This is a genomic window from Jiella flava (assembly GCF_017349315.1).
GTDB lineage: Bacteria > Pseudomonadota > Alphaproteobacteria > Rhizobiales > Rhizobiaceae > Jiella > Jiella flava.
Genome location: NZ_JAFMPP010000001.1, coordinates 45,668 through 62,351, shown reverse-complemented (window position 1 = coordinate 62,351; position 16,684 = coordinate 45,668). Strand labels below are relative to the sequence as shown.

The following is a 16,684-nucleotide window of genomic DNA, read 5'->3' as shown; positions in this document are numbered from 1 at the left end:
CTCTTTCTCCGCCCCATATGGGCGAAGCTGACAGCGATTGATAGCCGGATTTCGCAGCAAAACATCGTGTGGCGCGCGAAACCCGCCGGCCGTGCGGCGGTGGCGTCTCGTTGCCGCGATCGATATCAGCTCAGCGGCGTTCCGGCGATGGCGCTGGCGAAATCCTTCGCCTTGAACGGTTCGAGATCGTCGATCCCTTCGCCGACGCCGACGAAATAGACCGGCAAGCGATGCTTGGCGGCGATGGCGACCAGGATGCCGCCACGGGCCGAGCCGTCGAGCTTGGTCATCACCAGTCCGTTGACGCCGGAGACATTGCGGAAAATCTCGACCTGGGAGAGGGCGTTCTGGCCGGTTGTGGCGTCGAGGGTCTGCAGCACCGTGTGCGGGGCGTCCGGCTCGCGCTTGGCCAAAACGCGGTTGATCTTTTCCAGCTCGGCCATCAGCTCGGCCTTGTTCTGCAGCCGGCCGGCGGTGTCGATGATCAAGACGTCGGAGTCATTCTCCACCGCCCGGTCGTAAGCCTCGAAGGCGAGGCCCGCCGCGTCGGCGCCGATCTGCTTGGCGACGACCTCGGAGCCAGTGCGCTCGCCCCAGATCTTCAGCTGTTCGACGGCGGCGGCGCGGAAAGTGTCGCCGGCGCACAGCGTGACCTTCAGCCCGGCGCGGGTCAGCTTCGCGGCGAGCTTGCCGATCGTGGTGGTCTTGCCGGTGCCGTTGACGCCGACGACGAGAATGACGTGAGGCTTCTTTTCGAGATCAAGTTCCAGCGGCTGGGCGACCGGATCCAGCGCCTTTTCGATCTCCTCGGCGAGAATGCGGCGGACTTCCGATCCGGCGATTTCACGGCCGAAGCGACCATCCGAAAGCCGGTCGGTGATCCGCGTCGCGGTCTCCACGCCGAGATCGGCCTGGATCAGCACGTCCTCGAAATCTTGCAGCGTGTCTTCGTCGAGCCTGCGCTTGGTGAACAGCGAGGTGATCGAGCCGGTGAGCTGGGTCGACGAGCGGGACAGGCCTTGGCGCAGGCGTTCAACCCAGGAGACCTTCGGCGCTGCGGTGAGTGCGACGGTTTCGGTCGGGCGTTCGCGCAGGCGGAAACCGGAATCGTCCGGCAAAGGCGCCCGGGCCGGCGCGGCGTCGCTCGGGCGCGTGGCCGGCGTGTCGTCCTCTTCGGGCGGCAGATCTTCGTCGAGCCAGGAGAAGTCGGCGCCGTCATCGTTGTTGTCATCGCCGAGGCCATCGCCCAGGTCATCGGCGGTGCCGGGCTCCGCCGGCTCGACGCCGATGTGATCGTCATCGCCTGCCGGCTCGACCGACGGCGAAACCGCGTCGGCGACTGCGGAGGGTTCGCGCGTGGCGCTCTCGACGGGTTCGACCTGTTCGTCAAGGAAGGAAAAATCCGCCTCGCTCTCGGCCATCGGCGCCGGATCGTCGAGGAAAGAGAAATCGGTGTCCGGCTCGTCCTCAGCTTCGATTGGATGGTGCGGCGCCAGCGGCTCGTCAGGCGGATCTAAGTCCAGCGGCTCCTGAGACGAGAGCGTTTTTTTTTGAGCCTCGCCCGCCGCTGGCAGTTCGGCAGACGCTGTCGGCGATGCTTCGCGCTCGCTCGGCGGCGTGATGCCGCCGCCCTCGATCTCGGCGGGGCGGGGCGTCGTGCCGTGCTCCGGGGGCCGCTCCGCTTCGCTCGACGGGCCGAAGGAGAAGATCTTCCGCAAGAAGCTCTTTGTTTCAGCCATGCCTGTCCTTCGTCGTCTTGGTCGCGGTGTCGGCGGCCGCGGCGGGGCGGGCGATGCAGATGTCGCCCGTCGTCCCGGTCATGATAGCGTCGACGATCTCGCCGGGGAGGCCAGCATCGATGCGGCAGAGGGTAAAGTTCTCGGCCCGACCGAGGCCTTCGCGTTCGATCAGGATGCTTTGGCGGCTGCCGACGAGACGCTCGAGATGCGTGGCATGGGCCGCTTCGCCGCGCGCCCGAAGCCTCGCCGCGCGCTCCTTGACAACCGCCTTGGGCAGCTGCGGCATACGCGCCGCCGGCGTTCCTTCGCGTGGGCTGAACGGGAACACGTGCAAATAGGTCAGACCGCATTCGTCGACGATCGCCAGCGAATTGTCGAACATCGCCTCGGTCTCGGTCGGAAAACCGGCGATGATGTCCGCGCCGAAGACGATGTCGGGCCTTTTGGCGCGGATATCGGCACAAAAGCGGATCGAATCCTCGCGGCTGTGCCGCCGCTTCATCCGCTTCAAGATCATGTTGTCGCCCGCCTGGAGCGACAGATGCAGATGCGGCATGAATCGGCGCTCCGAAGCGACCGCCTCGATCAGCGCCGGATCGGCTTCGATCGAATCGATCGAAGAGAGCCGCAGCCGCTTCAGATCCGGCACGTGGCGCAGGATCGACTGGACGAGATTGCCGAGCTTCGGTGTGCCGGGAAGATCGGCGCCCCAGCTCGTCATGTCGACGCCCGACAGCACCACCTCGTGATAGCCGCCGGCGACGAGCTTTTTCATCTGCTCGACGACGGCGCCCATCGGCACCGAGCGCGAATTGCCCCGGCCATAGGGAATGATGCAGAAGGTGCAGCGGTGATCGCAGCCGTTCTGGATCTGGACGATCGCCCGCGAGCGGCCCTCGATCGCGTCGATCATGTGCCCGGCCGTCTCGGTCACGCTCATGATGTCGTTGACGCGGATCTTTTCTTCGGCCGAAACGCCGAAATTGGGCAACCGGCGATAGCTCTCGGCGGTCAGCTTTTCCATGTTGCCGATGACCGCGTCGACCTCGGCCATGTCGGCAAAGCGGCCGGGCTCGGTCTGCGCCGCGCAGCCGGTGACGACGATCCGCGCGTCGGGGTTTTCGCGCCGCGCCTTGCGGATCTGCTGGCGCGCCTGACGCACTGCTTCGGCCGTGACCGCGCAGGTATTGAAGACGATCGCGCCGCGCGCATCCTCGCCGAGGCCAGCCTCTTCCGCCTCGCGTTTCATCACCGCCGACTCATAGGTGTTGAGCCGGCAGCCGAAGGAGATCACCTCGACGCCCATCAGCCGATCTTAAGCTCCTCGGCCGCGTCGCGGCGAAAGCGTCCAGTCTCGGGATCGAGGCGGCCGGACCATTCCCACTCGGCCGGGCCGGTCATGATCACGTGGTCATCGCTCTCGCGCCAGAGGATCTGCAAGGTGCCGCCCGGCTGGGTGACGGCGAGCGATCGGCCGGTGCGCCGTGTGCGTGCGGCCGAGACGGCCGCGGCACAGGCGGCGGAACCGCAGGCTCGGGTCAAGCCGGCGCCGCGCTCCCAGGTGCGCATGGTCAGAGCCGAGGGGGAGGTGACCTCGGCGATCGAGATGTTGGCGCGCTCGGGAAAGAGCGGATGATGTTCGAGGATCGGTCCGAACTTGTCGAGGGCAAAGGTCTCGACACCGCCCTTCACCCAGAAGATCGCGTGGGGGTTGCCCATCGAGACGACCGAAGGCGAGTGCAGCACCGGCGCGTCGATCGGCCCGACCTGAAGCTCGATCGCGCGCGTGTCGCGGAACTCCTCGGCCAGCGGGATCTCTTGCCAGGAGAACCGCGGCTTGCCCATGTCGACGGAGATCGAGCCGTCGGTGTGCTCTTCGGCGAGGAGCAGTCCGGCGCGGGTCTCGAAGGTGAAGCGGGTTTCGCCGGTCTCGGAGGATAGCGCCTGGACGACGCAGCGCGTACCGTTGCCACAGGCTTCGGCCTCGGAACCGTCGCAGTTGAGAATGCGGATATAGGCGCTGGTGCCGACAGTCTTTGGCGCATGGATCGCCATGATCTGATCGAAATGCGTCTCCGCCTGCGCCGCCAGCGCCACCGCCGCCTCCGCGGCGACGCGCGCCGTCGTTTCACGCAGGTCGACGACGAGAATCTCGTTGCCGCAACCGTTCATGCGGGCAAAGGGGACGGAAGGCTCTGACACGTCTCGAAACCGGATCTGCAGCTCAAATCAGCCCCTATATGGCAAGAAACCCGCCCGATTGCTACCGGGGCGGAGCGATCATCCGACGCGTCGTCGGCATGGCTTGCATGGGCTTGGCGCGGCGTGACGGGCGCCTATTCCAGGCCATCCCCGTCTGTGTGTTTTCGGCCGAAACGCCTGACGAACTCACGCCCATGGAACCCACGCGCGTTCACGCTGCGTGCGCACTGCGGAATTGGCACGATGTTCAAGACCAATTTCAGACGGTCCCTCCGAGGTGGCGCGGAGATCGCCTCTTCGCCCGCCTCATCGGCTGACGGTCAAGGGCTCTTCAGCTTCGGCGACTTGATGAATCTGCCTCGCGACCAATGCTCCATAAGCTTCATTTCCATGCTGGGCATCGTAGGCGCAGAATTCGGGTTTGAGATACCCCTCTGGCGTCGCAGCATCAGCTGGCGGCCCGAGTGACGTAACGCCGAGGCTGTTGAGATATTGGTCGATGAACGCCTTTTCCAGCTTCCACAAGGCGAGGCGGTGCTTTGCGGGTGCATAGCCGTAATCTGCAATCGCTTGACCACGATATCGTTTCGCTTTCGAAGCGAATCTTTGCAAATCTTGTTTTGGGGGCGGCGACATCAGATGGTAAATCTCGCAGTTTGTCGACTCTCGTAAGCGTGGTAGAAATGATTTTGATTTCCAGTAATCGGAAATGACTTCCTCCATGACCGATTCTGGCACTATTTCAACGTTGTTGAGATCCAAATCATCAAAGCCATCAAGGAGTGAGAACGGAATATTATGGTTTAATAAGCCAATAATATTATGATATGTACCAAGATATGAGGTGAATATCTTAACGCTGCGAGAAAAGTTTCTGGAGCGCTCAATAAAGCTGCCCGTCATTTGTTTTCCTGATAGTTCGTCTTCCTCCTCTCGGATGCTGCAAATGCGGGCAATTGAAAAATCGGGCCATGTTACACCGGCGCGGGCGACACATTCGACGTGGCTGTTGCCGTAAAGAATCACCGATCTGCTCTTATTGATTGGCATTGGTCCGTCTCGCATTCTCAAAATAACGTGCGCCGTGCGGCCTCTAGCGGAAAAGATATAATATTATTTTGCTAATCATATGTCATTTGCATTTAAATTACAATTATGTTGAGTTTTCTAATGGAGGTCGAAATATAGATGTAATGTCATTGGAAAATGATATTGCTCATCGATTCATCAATGAGATTTATTTTTCTATCATTTTAATGGCACATCTCATTCCGATCTTGATAGGCAGAGGCCTCTGCCGCGCTCCCACATCGTTGCCAGGCTCATCTCCGGAAAATCTGACGTTTGCTCGAAGAGCTGCGGAGAACAAATCGTTACCGAAATCACTTTCATAGTGAAACTGGGCACGGTGGATTTCAACGGAAATCCGCGTCAATGCGACAGGCGTTTCGGGCATGGACGCGCCGCACATTGACGCTGCGCTCAGGCCGCACACCGGCCGATCGTGAAAAATTAAATTATCCCTTATGACCCCGTTCCGGGAAATGTTGCACCAACACCAGCGCTTGAGGCTTATATCGGCTTCTGCGCCGGAGAATTCGCGCTCTTCAAGGTCGCCTGATGCTGAAGTTGGGCCTTGAAATTTCACGCGGACTGCTCTGTCGTCGTCGGTTTTAACCGTCGTCAAACTGCTTGCGCCGATCTGGAGGCACGGATCTCGACGTCTTTCGCGAAAGCATCCGCCGCTTCTTTGGAGGCGGCGGATGCGATAAGGACGAGACCGGTGAGCGCGGTCGCGCTTTCCGTCATCGGTGAACGCCGGCGTCGAACTTAGTTGCCCGTCGCCGGGGCCGATGTGCCCCCGCCACCTGAGCCGCCGGCCGTGCCCGCGTCGCCAGCACTACCCGAGGTCGCCGCGCCGCCGTCCGATCCCGCCGTCGAGCCGCCACCGGCACCGGATGCGCCACTGTCGCCGCCGGTCGCCGGTGCACTCGTCGTCGCCTGATCGCCGGCACCGCTCGAGCCGCCGCCCATGTTGCCATTCAGCAGGAAATAGCCGCCGACAACGACGACAACGATGATGATGCCGGCGATCAGCCAGCCGGAGCCACCGCCGCCGCCGCCGCCGGAGCTGCGATCATTGTTGATGATGGTCGTGCGGTCCTGTTCCGGCCGGCGGCCGTGTGCGTCGGTCATAGTCTGTTTCACCTCTTTTGAGCCGCGCCGCCGTTAGCAGCCGGTGATGCGCAGGCGAATACCGCCAGCGCATCAGGGCTTTGACGCGGGCAATGTGTCCACTGACGGAAACTGTCATCGGCGATGTTCGTTCCGCCAGCTGGGGTGACGCAGCGCTACTTTTCCCAATCACTGCCGATTGCCTCGCGGTCGAGCTTGCTCGCATCCTCGATAATATCCTCGCATTCGGCCTGGTCGGCCGCGTCGGCCTTGTCGGGACCGGCTGCCGCGTCGGCGTCGCGGGTGAGGGCGAGAGCGAAGAGCATCGGGAAATGGTCCGACCCGATATGGTCCAGCCGGCGCATGGTGATCAGATCGAAGCGCGCGTCGTGGAACAGGTGGTCGAGTGGCCAGCGCAGCAGTGGATATCGGGCGTCGAAGGTGTTGTAGAAGCCCCGGCCGACGCGTGGGTCGAGCAGACGGGAAATCCGCTGGAAATGTCGGGTGGTGTGCGACCATGCGACGTCGTTGAGATCGCCGCAAACAACGGCCGGCAGGGGATCGGCCTCCACCCGCCGGGCGACCTTTATCAGTTCGGCGTCGCGGCCGGCTGAGTCCGCATACGGAACAGGCGGCTCCGGATGAACGCCGTAGAGGCGGAAATCTTTGCCGCTGCGCAGTGTCACCTGCGCGATGACCGATGGTACGTCGTCCATCACCAGCCGTGTGATCTGTACCCCGGCAAGTTTCAGCCGCGAATAAAGCATGATGCCATAGGTGTTGCCGAGCGGTTCCGCGACGACGTAGGGCATGGTTTCGCCGAGCGGTTCCAAAGCCTTGGCCCAGCCCTCGTCGGTCTCCATGAACAAGGCGATGTCCGGCGCTTCGCGGGTGACGAGATCGATCGCATCCTGGTAGCGCCGGTTCGACATTTTGACGTTGTAGGAGAGGATGGAGACCCGCTCCGGACTGTTCGGCTCGCCGGCATAGCGCTTCGACTGAACCGATCGCAGCGGCGAAAATTGCGCGATGCAGACCGCTTGGACGGCGATGACGAGCGCCAGGCCAGCGGCGATCCAATAGCGCGCCGGCTGTTCGATGAGGACGATCGCCAGCAGCAAGAGGATGGCCGCAATCGTCAGGATTTGCAGGCGGGGAAAGGCAAAGACCCGGATGGCGCCGTGGGAGATGCGCAAAAACGATATCCCGGTCGCGGCCAGCAAAAGCACCGTCAGAACGCCGAGGAGGATGACCATGTCGGGGCAAACTCCCGCTACGATTGGATCGAAACACGGCCGAGCCTGGAGCGTGACCGCGCGAGACGGCGCGGCGCCCAAGACGTTCCGAGCCGTCTCGTTCCACCAAGCTAGGCCGCGTGTTTCCCGCGTCCAACGCCAATTCCGCTTGCAGCAACCGAGCGGCGATGGCGGGCCGACATCAAGCAGGGGGCCCGTGGGACGCGCTGTTTCCGCTTGCAACTCGCGTCTGGGGCGATTGGGCGCGCCAAAGACGGAGAAGCTTACCGGTTGAAAGCCATCCGTCGCAGGAGGAAGCCATTCCCGCCATTTGCCAGCCCAGCCCCCCCAAAAAAAGATGAGGGGGGTATGGGGCTGCCGCGGCCAAACGGGTGTGAGGGGACATCGACGCCCTCCCGCGGTATCGAGACGCCGGGCGTGGACGTCAAATCGCAGCGAGCGCTGCGATCCGCGTCGCGATTTCCGGCTGCCGACTGACGCCGAGCTTTTCCCCGACATGTTTCAAGCGCTTGCGCACCGTCTGCTCCGACAGACCGGTCTCTTCGGCGAAGGCCTTGACCGTCAGGCCGCGATAGATGGCGATGGCGAGCATGGCCTCGCCATTGCTGAGGCCGGTGGCGCTGCGGATCAGAGCGATGTCAGGCAGGCGATGCGCCAGGGGGTCGACGAGCTTGATCACCCCGTATTGGGTATGGCCGTCCCCGGCGGGCGAAGCATAAAAACGCAGGATAAGCGGCATCGGCGCTGAGCGACGCGGCACCAGCACCGGCGCCGGCAAAATCAGCGCGCGTCCACAGATGAAACCGACGGTCTGCGCAATGGCGTGTCTGATCTGCGTGGTCGTCTCCGCTTGACTGCCAACCAGCCGCTTGCCGAGCATGTGCAGGCCGTCGCGTGGCGTGATCATCCGACGGGCGGCCGGGTTGATATGGACGATAATGCCGCTGACATCGAACACGACAATCGCTTCGTCGAGCGCGTCGAAGGCGGCCAGCGCGCCGTTGCGGGCGATGGCGTTGCTCGGCAGCATGGCCTTCAACGTGGCAATCCGCGCCATGTGATTGGCGACGACGATCAGGGCACGCCGCTCCTCTTCGCCGCCGTCCGGGCGATTCTGCCCGCGATGGGCGCTGAGGGTGATCATGCCGTCCGTGCTGCGGCCGAACACCAGCCCCATGGTCCAGCATTCCGGGTGCCGGCGGTAGAATTCCTGGTGGACCGGGCAAATGGCAATTTCTTCCGGCGACATGAGATCCTGCGTCCTGACGAAACCGCTGGGCCGGGTCAAAAGGCGTGGCAGTCGGATATCACGGCTGAGATAGTCGGTCACATATTCGTGCGCCGCCTCGGGCGCAAAGGGATGGGTGAAACTGCGAACGCGGCCATCCTTGCCGAGGACGATCATGTTGAACCGCTCGGCCCTGGTCGCCTCGGCGCCATGGCGGACAATCTCTTGAAGGTCGCCGTCATTTTCCAGAGCGCCGTAGATGCCATCCAGGGCGGAGGTCAGTCGCGTCCCTGTGTCACTCATCGCCGATCCGCAGAGCGAGCGCGAAGACTGCCCCGATTGATGCAAGGGGAGTTTGCGCATGGAATAGTAACGGCGTCGATGTGTTTGCCTGCGTTGAAAACAATGGGGAAAACCCTCCGTGAGCGGGGTTTCGAAAAATGCCTCTCCTTGCCGTACTGACCCGCGGTCTATCTGAAAACTCAACGACACGACGCGTTGATCTGACGGCGTCAGTTGCAATCGTGTGGACACACTATAGTGAAACCTTCTACCGCCGAGCAATCCATCGCAAGGCGGCGCCCGCAGCGTTAGGCGCAGGCGTGTTCGCACACTCGCGGTGATCGCTAGCCGAGGGCGTGCGCCTGTGGCAAAGAGCCGGCGCAACGAAAGATCGTGCCGAGTGAGTGTTTCTCGATCATCATGTCTGCCGCTAAGAAACTCGACCTGGCCGCGGGCGAAGATCCCGCCACGGAGGCGATGGGCCGAACCCGCGCGATCGAAGCGTTGCGGACGAGACTTCGCTCGAGCGAAATCTGGTTTACTGCACTTGCCGCGCTGCTGGGCGCGGTGGCAGGGGGGATGACGGTCGGGCTGCAAGAGGCCGCCCATGCGATCCAGGATCTTCTTTACGGCCTTGAAATGGGCGAGCGGTTGAGCGTGCAGATCGCTTTGACGCCGCTCCAGCTTCTGGTTCTGCCGGCGGGCGGCGCGGTTCTGTCGCTGTTCACGCTCTTGGTGCGGGCCCGGCGTCGGGCTCTGGTCGACGCGGTCGAAGCCAACGCCTTGCATGGCGGTCAGATGTCGATGCGCGACAGCCTGATCGTGTCCGGCCAGACGCTGATCTCGAACGGCTTCGGTGCCTCGGTCGGGCTGGAAGCGGCCTATGCGCAGATGGGATCGGGATTCGCCTCGATGATCGGGCGCTGGTTGGCGGTGCGCCGGCCGGACCTGCGCACGCTCGTCGGTGCCGGCGCGGGGGCCGGCATCGCCGCCGCCTTCGGCACGCCGCTCGCGGGCGCGTTCTACGCCTTTGAAATTGTCGTCGGCGCTTACACTCCTTCGGCGATCGCCCCGGTCGCGGCGGCCTGCGTCGCGGCGGTGCTGACTGCCCGCGGCCTCGGCCACGCGCCCTATCTGATCGCTTCCGGGGCATCCGGGGCGATCGACGTTTCGCATTATCTCCTTTACGCGCTTTTGGCCGCCGCCTGTGCCGGCGTCGGCATCCTTCTGATGTGGACGATCTCGGGGGTCGAAGCGCTGACCAATTGGCTGAAGCTGCCGCGCTGGGCCAAGCCCGCCATCGGCGGCTTTTTGCTGATGCCGCTTGCTTTGGTGACGCCGCAGGTGCTCTCCTCGGGCCATACGGCGCTCTATCTCGACATTTCCGGCGGTTTGCCGATGCGGTTCGTGCTGATGGCGATTCTGGCCAAATGTGCCGCCTCGATTATCTCCTTGAGCTTCGGCTTTCGCGGCGGTCTGTTTTTCGCCTCGTTGTTCGCCGGCTCGCTGTTCGGTCAGCTCTATGCCGATACCTTGATGCTGATCACCGGCCATGTGGTGGTCGATTCCGCCCATTCGGCGCTGGTCGGCATGGCCGGGCTCGCCGTCGCGGTCATCGGCGGGCCGTTGACCATGGCGATGCTCGTGCTCGAAACCACTCAGAATTTCGCACTCACCGGCGTGGTGGTGGTCGCCTCGCTGGTTGCGAGTACGCTGGTCCGCGTGTTCTTCGGCTACTCCTTCTCGACCTGGCGGTTGCATTTGCGCGGCGAAACGATCCGCTCGGCGCGCGATGTCGGCTGGGTCAAGACGCTGACGGCCGGGCGAATGATGCGCCGTGAGACCCGTGCTACCCCTGCCGCGATGACGATCGCCGAGTTTCGCCGGCGCTTCCCACTCGGCTCGACCTCGCGCGTTGTGCTGATCGATGCGGCGGATCGTTACGCCGGCATCGTCATCACTGCCTCGGCCTATGCCGATGGGCTCGATCCGGCTGGCGAAATCGCCGAGGTCGCGGTGTTGTCGGACGTAACATTGCGACCGGAGATGGACATCGCCGAGGTGATGACGGCCTTCGACGCGGCAAGCGCCGACGAACTCGCGATCATCGCCCCGGACGGAAAGGTGCTGGGGCTGCTGTCGGAGACCTTCGTGCGGAAGCGCTATGCTGAGGAGATCGAAAAGACCCAGCGCGAGTTGTTCGGCGAGAAGGCGTGAGGGCCGGTCCCGTAGGGGACGGTGGAGCTGGCCGGTCTTGTGCCCGAGCATCTCTTCGAGACCGCATGATATCGAGGTGCGCGCATCGGGATTCTGACGAATTTTTCCGTTGGCGGATCGACGGGCGGATCGACGGGCGGGCGCGACGATTGCCTTCTGTCCACCGATCTCACTATCCGCAAGGACGGCGACGGCGCGCCCGGTCTGTCATCCGGACATTTCGCACCTCGGCGGTGCAACCTGCCGCGCTTTCCAGGGGCCAGCGATCTTTTGAAGCGCGAACGCGCGACATGAGCGCGACCGGAGCCGATTTTTGCCTGACATCGGCGGGCGTCCGCCGGACGATTGGCGAGCGATGCGCGGACTGAGCTTCGACGCGGGGCGTGATGGCTGGTCTCGGCTACAAGATCGGTTGTCCCGCTGAAACGCTGCGCCGCTGTAACGACACAAAAGCTATGCCTTGGCGTCTGCGGGCAGCTGAGGGGCCTGATCTTTCACGCTGCTCAAGTGGCGAGACACCGCAGCTAAAATGTCAGCTCGGGGCCTTGGCGTCTGGCGTGCGATCGCCTCGCTCAGGCGGCTCTCAAGTGCTTCTGGCTGAAATGGTTCGATATAGCCCGTGCGTAAAAACGGTCGGTAGCCTTTATAAAACACCTTGTGAATGATCTGACAAAAGTGATCTGGCGAGTCGATCGTCGTGACATTTTGCAACTGCGCCAGCACTTTTCTTTGAGACTCATTGCGAAAGACGACGGTCGGAACCTCCGCAAGTTCACAGTCGAAGAGCGTCGTGGAGACGCTGGCGGCCACAATGGTGCTATTTGAAATGAGATCGTCATAAATTTCGGGGTGGCGCGATTCCTCAATGCGAAAGTTGTTATTTTTTATTGATTTAATCGAAGCAATCATTTCCTTGAAATGCATGTTTTTGTATTCGCCATGATGGGGAATCAGCACAAAATCAGCTTCCGGAAATGTCTTTACGGCTTGAAGGATCATTGAATAGCAGTTTTTTCTTTCTGCCTCCGACAAGATGGACCAATGGTGATTGGTGATCATCGTCACGCGGAACGGTACGGGGGCGGACGGTTTGGGCTCAATATCCCGATTGTCGACCGCGCGTGGATATCCAACGCTGCCCGGTCCAAACCAAGTCAGCATGTCGTCGACGAAGTTCGACGTGTCTGGCGCGCAAACGGAAGACACGGCGCCGCGGTACGAGCCAATGATGGCGGCGTGTTCGTCATAGCTAAAGCCAAGCTGAAACAGGCCATGCTGCATTTCGAAAATTGGAATGCCGACCTCGTTCGCCAACGTAATAAATGGCAGATATGGCAGGTGATTGACGTGTGGTACTGTCCAGGTTGTCACGACGGCGCTGAATGACGTAAAATGAGCAAGTGCAGTGTCAATATCGGCAAAAAATTTGACATTATAGCGATCATAAAAACGTTCAGCGTCTTTTGCTACCGCTCGCGGAATTTCTGAAAGAACACAATACCAGTCAAATTGGGTGCAATAACGGAATACGTTCTCGTATAGCATCAGATGATGGGGCCCCTGCATCACGAAGAGGACGCGAGGTTTATGGGGCTTTCTGTCGTCACCGGTCAGCCGGGCCGAAATTCGCGTCATGTTATTGTCCTCGATACCAGATCTCGGTGCGTCGCTTGGGATCGCTATGGGCTGTGCGTTGGCGATCAGGTTGGATTTTAGCCTTTCGGTGTCGAAAGATGATTGCGCCGTTTGACGATTATGTTATTGATTAACGTGGATTTTTGAACGTATTATTCCGTATATGTCATAGTAAAATCGTCTTTCATCACTGTAATTTTGTATTGGTCCATCTTGTTATGTCGGCCTTGTCCGAAATTCCGTAATCTTATCTTCGCACGATGTCGATATACGTGCGCCATTCAGATCAATTTTCGGCTGCTATGGCTGTTACTGCGGAGCAGCGTCGCGCAGGCGCTGGGCCTGTTGTTCGGTGGCGTCTCTGAACTTTCGTTCACTCAGGCTCCATCGCGGAATGAGTTTTATGCACTGTTCGGTGGTCACAGCCAGTTTCGCGGCATAGCCGGAGCGTCTTGCGATCTCGGCGATGACGCCTTCGATGCCGGCGACTTTCGGGGCGGCTCTGTGATTGAAGAGCTTGTGCATTTCAGACAGGCGACACAGGAATTTTACATCCTTGACCAGTCGCCCGGCGAGAGCGGCGTTGCCCCGCCAAGGCCAGTTGGCCTGACCAAGCGCGCGTTGGGCATAAGGCGGGTACGCGTCGAAGTCCCAGTTGCTTGCCTGCGGGCAGAGGGGCTCGACGCGCGTTGTCCTGCCAAAGACGCTCTCTGTCGGCGCAAAGATCAAGCCGACCCGCTCGACGCGATCGAACTGCGACGCGATCGCGGCGATGGCGCGCTCGGATGCCAGAGTGGCCCAGTAATTTTCGATCATAAAATCGCGGAGGCGATAGTTCTTGCGATCTCGATCGAAGCAGGAGAGGTTGAAGACGATGTCGTTCTCACCAACGAGGGCATCAATTTCCGCTTCATAGGCGAGAATCGGCGCCCCTGTCATCGGGCGCACAGCCATCTCCGCCCGCCAACCTTTTTGCGCGATCTTGTCCGCGATCGCGCGATTGGACGAAACGGCAAACAGCTGCTCAGTTCTCAGATGGGAAAAGAAGTTCAGCAGGCGATCGAGCTCGTCGTGGTCCGTCTCTTCAATCGAAACGAAGACCTTGGCGCGGTCCAAGGCGGACTGGGCTTTCCCGGACATGGGGGGATGGTCGACGATCGCGGCCCGCGTGATGTTGGAGATTATGTCATCGACCTGCGTCTGTGAGATAATGTATTCCCAAGCCAAATCGACGGGATAATCGGTTTTTTCCGCTAGCGTGCGGAAATTGTCCTCCGCCAGCAAGCCACCGCGTCGTTCGATCGCCTGCTCGTTGAAGTTGAAAGCTCGGTATTTGATCAATGGCAGGCGCTTGTCGAGCAGCGCTGGCAGATCGACGAGCGTCGTATTTCCCTGCCAGTCTGCGGAATTCTGAATATAAGCCTGCTTGCGAAAGCCACGCTCGACAAAATGTGGCGTAAATCGAAATTCGTGCAAGTGAATAGAATCGTCAATGGTTTTTATTTCAGGCATGCTTTCCCAATAGTCGCGATAGGCGGCCGTGGAATGCAATGATTTTCGTGTCACAAGGAAATATGACTGTAAAAATTCTTTATTTTTATCTTTAAATTCGGTCAATCCCCAGAAGTCGATATCAAGTTTTGACATCGAATCGAACATTTCGCCGAGGTCAAAGACCGGTCCGAAAACCGTGTAATTGAACAATACGACCTCATCGAAGTCGCCCAAATTTTCAAAGCCGACCTCTCGAAGTCCGTCGCGGTATCCACCGACGTCGAATCCGGTATTGGGGCGGATGAAAATCTCGTCGGCATATTGCAGCAGGCGGCTTTCGCCGTCTTCGCTGAGAGGACCGTTCGACACGACCATGAGGCGGTCGACGTGGTCTGCGAAACGACCGAGCAGATAAAGCACGTGATCGCTGACTTGGTTTTCCAAATCATAGAACAAAAAAATGGCTAGCCGCATATCCAAGTCCGCATTGCCGCCTTCTCCATTGGGAGATGCGTGGTGTTTGTCGTCGTGGTGGGGTCGGAAACTGCCGTAGTGATATGACGGATTTCACAATCTCGACAGGATCGTCAAGCACGTCCGTTCCGCCATCGATTGGCTTGGTGGCGTCGCACGCGAAAGGGTGGGGTGGGCCGTTGCTCCAGATGCCGCAAACCGCAAATTGCTTGGCGGGCCACGGCATTCAATCGCTAAGAAAATCTGTGTCGGTTCATGTGTGGCTCTGTGGCGTTCCTGTGAGAAGCTTATCCGGGCACGAAATCGAATTCAAAGGCGCTATGCCGCATTCTTCTGGTCTCGGTTGATTCGATCCTTACGACGACATTGAGTGGATAATCCAGATTGGCTGCTTGGTTGATGTGTCATCCTGCGATCAATCTGCAAGTCACGGCGAAAAGCTGGGTCGGCTTTGTTCCCATTGCGCTCGGGTCCATGGCCGATCCTGGCTGAACATGGCCGGAGATGATGGCAAGGAATGGGCGTTTCGGCGGGCCTGCTCGAAGCGGCGTGCGCCGGCCACGCTTTTTGCGGTTTGCCGCTGCGTGTCAGGGATCTGTCCGATGCCTGTTCCCCAGGGATGTCAGGGTGCCTTCGCAATGCGGCTTCCGTCATCGGTTGCTGGGCCGCGATTCGACATGGATGTCGAAAGGGCGCCCGAAGTCGGTGTGGCTGCCGGCACAAAATGCCTCACGCTGATTAATTTTTATTCAGATGAGATCGTGCCGATTTTCACAAGATACTGTTTTTAAAAGAAAATGAAATTGGCATGAGAATTGTATGCAACTGCATCTGAGAACCCGATCGGTCGCACAACGGAGATCTTCGATGACCATGCTGCCTCTCAATCGCCGCCGCTTCCTGATGGCAGGTGCCGCGCTTGGCGCTTCGCCGCTTTTGATGCGGGTGTCGCCTGCTGCCGCCGCAAGTCTCACCGCCGGCTTCATCTATGTCGGCCCGCGTGACGACTTCGGCTACAATCAGAGCCATGCCGAGGGCGCCGCGGCAATCAAGGATATGGCCGGCCTGACTATCACCGAGGAGGAAAACGTCGCCGAGTCAGATGCGGTCGTGAAGACGATGGAATCGATGATCCAGCTCGACGGTGCCTCGCTCCTGTTCCCGACCTCCTTCGGCTATTACAAGCCCTTCGTCGTCGACACGGCCAAGCAGTATCCGGACGTTGAGTTCCGCCATTGCGGTGGCTTGTGGACGCCGAAGGACCCGAAGAACGCCGGCTCCTATTTCGGCTATATCGGCACCGCCCAGTATATTTGCGGTATCGTCGCGGGCCATATGACCAAGTCCAAGCGGCTCGGATTCGTCGCCGCCAAGCCGATCCCGCAGGTCTTGATGAACATCAACGCCTATACGCTCGGCGCGCGCTCGGTCGACCCCTCGATCAAGACCCAGGTGATTTTCACCGGCGACTGGGCGATGCCGGTCAAGGAGGCCGAGGCGGTCAACGCTCTGGTCGATCAGGGCGCCGATGTTCTGACCTGCCATGTCGACAGCCCGAAAGTCTTCGTCCAGACCGCCACCGGCCGCGGCGCCTTTGTCTCCGGCTATCACACCAGTCAGGCACCGCTTGCCCCGCAGAAATATCTCACCGGCGCCGAGTGGCACTGGGCGACGGTCTATAAGATGTTCGCTGAAAAGGCGCTGGCTGGTCAGCCACTGCCGAACTTCGTGCGCGGCGGTCTTGCCGAGGACTTCGTCAAGATCAGTCCCTATGGCCCGGCGGTCACCGAAGCGGCCCGCAAGCAGGCCGACGCTGTCAAGGCCGAGGTGATGAAGGGCGGCTACGCGGTCATCAAGGGGCCGTTGAAGGACAATAAGGGCAACACCGTCGTCGCGGCGGGCAAGGCCTATCCGGAGACCGCGATCGAACTTGAGACGATGGACTACCTCGTCGAGGGCGTCATCGGTTCGACCTCCTGAGG

General features: G+C 60.6%; 12 protein-coding genes. 2 read left to right on the top strand and 10 right to left on the bottom strand.

Annotation, left to right across the window (positions count from 1 at the left end; translation table 11 throughout):
• Nucleotides 1–125: 125 nt before the first annotated feature.
• The 8 genes from ftsY to J1C48_RS00265 form a co-directional block, all read right to left on the bottom strand.
• The gene (gene ftsY / locus J1C48_RS00300; protein WP_207255650.1) at nucleotides 126–1,739 is read right to left on the bottom strand and encodes a signal recognition particle-docking protein FtsY; all 1,614 of its coding nucleotides are present in this window, start codon (nucleotides 1,737–1,739) and stop codon (nucleotides 126–128) included.
• Entirely contained in the window at nucleotides 1,732–3,045 is a 1,314-nt protein-coding gene (mtaB, locus tag J1C48_RS00295; protein ID WP_207255649.1) for a tRNA (N(6)-L-threonylcarbamoyladenosine(37)-C(2))-methylthiotransferase MtaB, read from the bottom strand. The genes ftsY and mtaB overlap by 8 nt, the downstream gene beginning before the upstream one ends.
• A complete protein-coding gene (gene dapF / locus J1C48_RS00290; RefSeq protein WP_207256097.1) occupies nucleotides 3,045–3,911 on the bottom strand; it encodes a diaminopimelate epimerase in 867 nt (288 codons plus the stop codon). Before dapF ends, mtaB begins: the two co-directional genes overlap by 1 nt.
• Nucleotides 3,912–4,247: 336 nt before the next feature.
• Nucleotides 4,248–4,967 carry a hypothetical protein gene (locus J1C48_RS00285; RefSeq protein WP_207255648.1) on the bottom strand — a complete coding sequence of 240 codons (720 nt, stop codon included), beginning with the start codon at nucleotides 4,965–4,967 and terminating at the stop codon, nucleotides 4,248–4,250.
• Between the two features lie 211 nt (nucleotides 4,968–5,178).
• Nucleotides 5,179–5,589 (bottom strand): hypothetical protein, encoded by a 411-nt coding sequence (locus J1C48_RS00280; RefSeq protein ID WP_207255647.1) that lies wholly within the window; start codon nucleotides 5,587–5,589, stop codon nucleotides 5,179–5,181.
• 182 nt (nucleotides 5,590–5,771) lie between these two features.
• The gene (locus J1C48_RS00275) at nucleotides 5,772–6,137 is read right to left on the bottom strand and encodes a hypothetical protein (RefSeq protein ID WP_207255646.1); all 366 of its coding nucleotides are present in this window, start codon (nucleotides 6,135–6,137) and stop codon (nucleotides 5,772–5,774) included.
• A 155-nt stretch (nucleotides 6,138–6,292) separates the two neighbouring features.
• Nucleotides 6,293–7,372, bottom strand: a complete 1,080-nt coding sequence (locus J1C48_RS00270; protein WP_207255645.1) for an endonuclease/exonuclease/phosphatase family protein — start codon at nucleotides 7,370–7,372, stop codon at nucleotides 6,293–6,295.
• A gap of 424 nt (nucleotides 7,373–7,796) precedes the next feature.
• Nucleotides 7,797–9,491 carry a helix-turn-helix transcriptional regulator gene (locus tag J1C48_RS00265; RefSeq protein WP_207255644.1) on the bottom strand — a complete coding sequence of 565 codons (1,695 nt, stop codon included), beginning with the start codon at nucleotides 9,489–9,491 and terminating at the stop codon, nucleotides 7,797–7,799.
• Between J1C48_RS00265 and J1C48_RS00260 the strand changes: the two genes are divergently transcribed.
• A complete protein-coding gene (locus tag J1C48_RS00260) occupies nucleotides 9,462–11,099 on the top strand; it encodes a chloride channel protein (RefSeq protein WP_207255643.1) in 1,638 nt (545 codons plus the stop codon). The genes J1C48_RS00265 and J1C48_RS00260 overlap by 30 nt on opposite strands.
• 453 nt (nucleotides 11,100–11,552) lie before the next feature.
• On the opposite strand, the gene J1C48_RS00255 is transcribed toward J1C48_RS00260, so the two are convergent.
• Together J1C48_RS00255 and J1C48_RS00250 are read right to left on the bottom strand one after the other, a co-directional pair.
• Nucleotides 11,553–12,734, bottom strand: a complete 1,182-nt coding sequence (locus tag J1C48_RS00255) for a hypothetical protein (protein WP_207255642.1) — start codon at nucleotides 12,732–12,734, stop codon at nucleotides 11,553–11,555.
• 309 nt (nucleotides 12,735–13,043) lie between these two features.
• On the bottom strand, nucleotides 13,044–14,702 hold the full coding sequence (locus J1C48_RS00250) for a rhamnan synthesis F family protein (RefSeq protein WP_207255641.1): 1,659 nt from the start codon (nucleotides 14,700–14,702) through the stop codon (nucleotides 13,044–13,046).
• Between the two features lie 867 nt (nucleotides 14,703–15,569).
• Between J1C48_RS00250 and J1C48_RS00245 the strand changes: the two genes are divergently transcribed.
• Entirely contained in the window at nucleotides 15,570–16,682 is a 1,113-nt protein-coding gene (locus J1C48_RS00245; RefSeq protein ID WP_207255640.1) for a BMP family ABC transporter substrate-binding protein, read from the top strand.
• Nucleotides 16,683–16,684 lie beyond the last annotated feature (2 nt).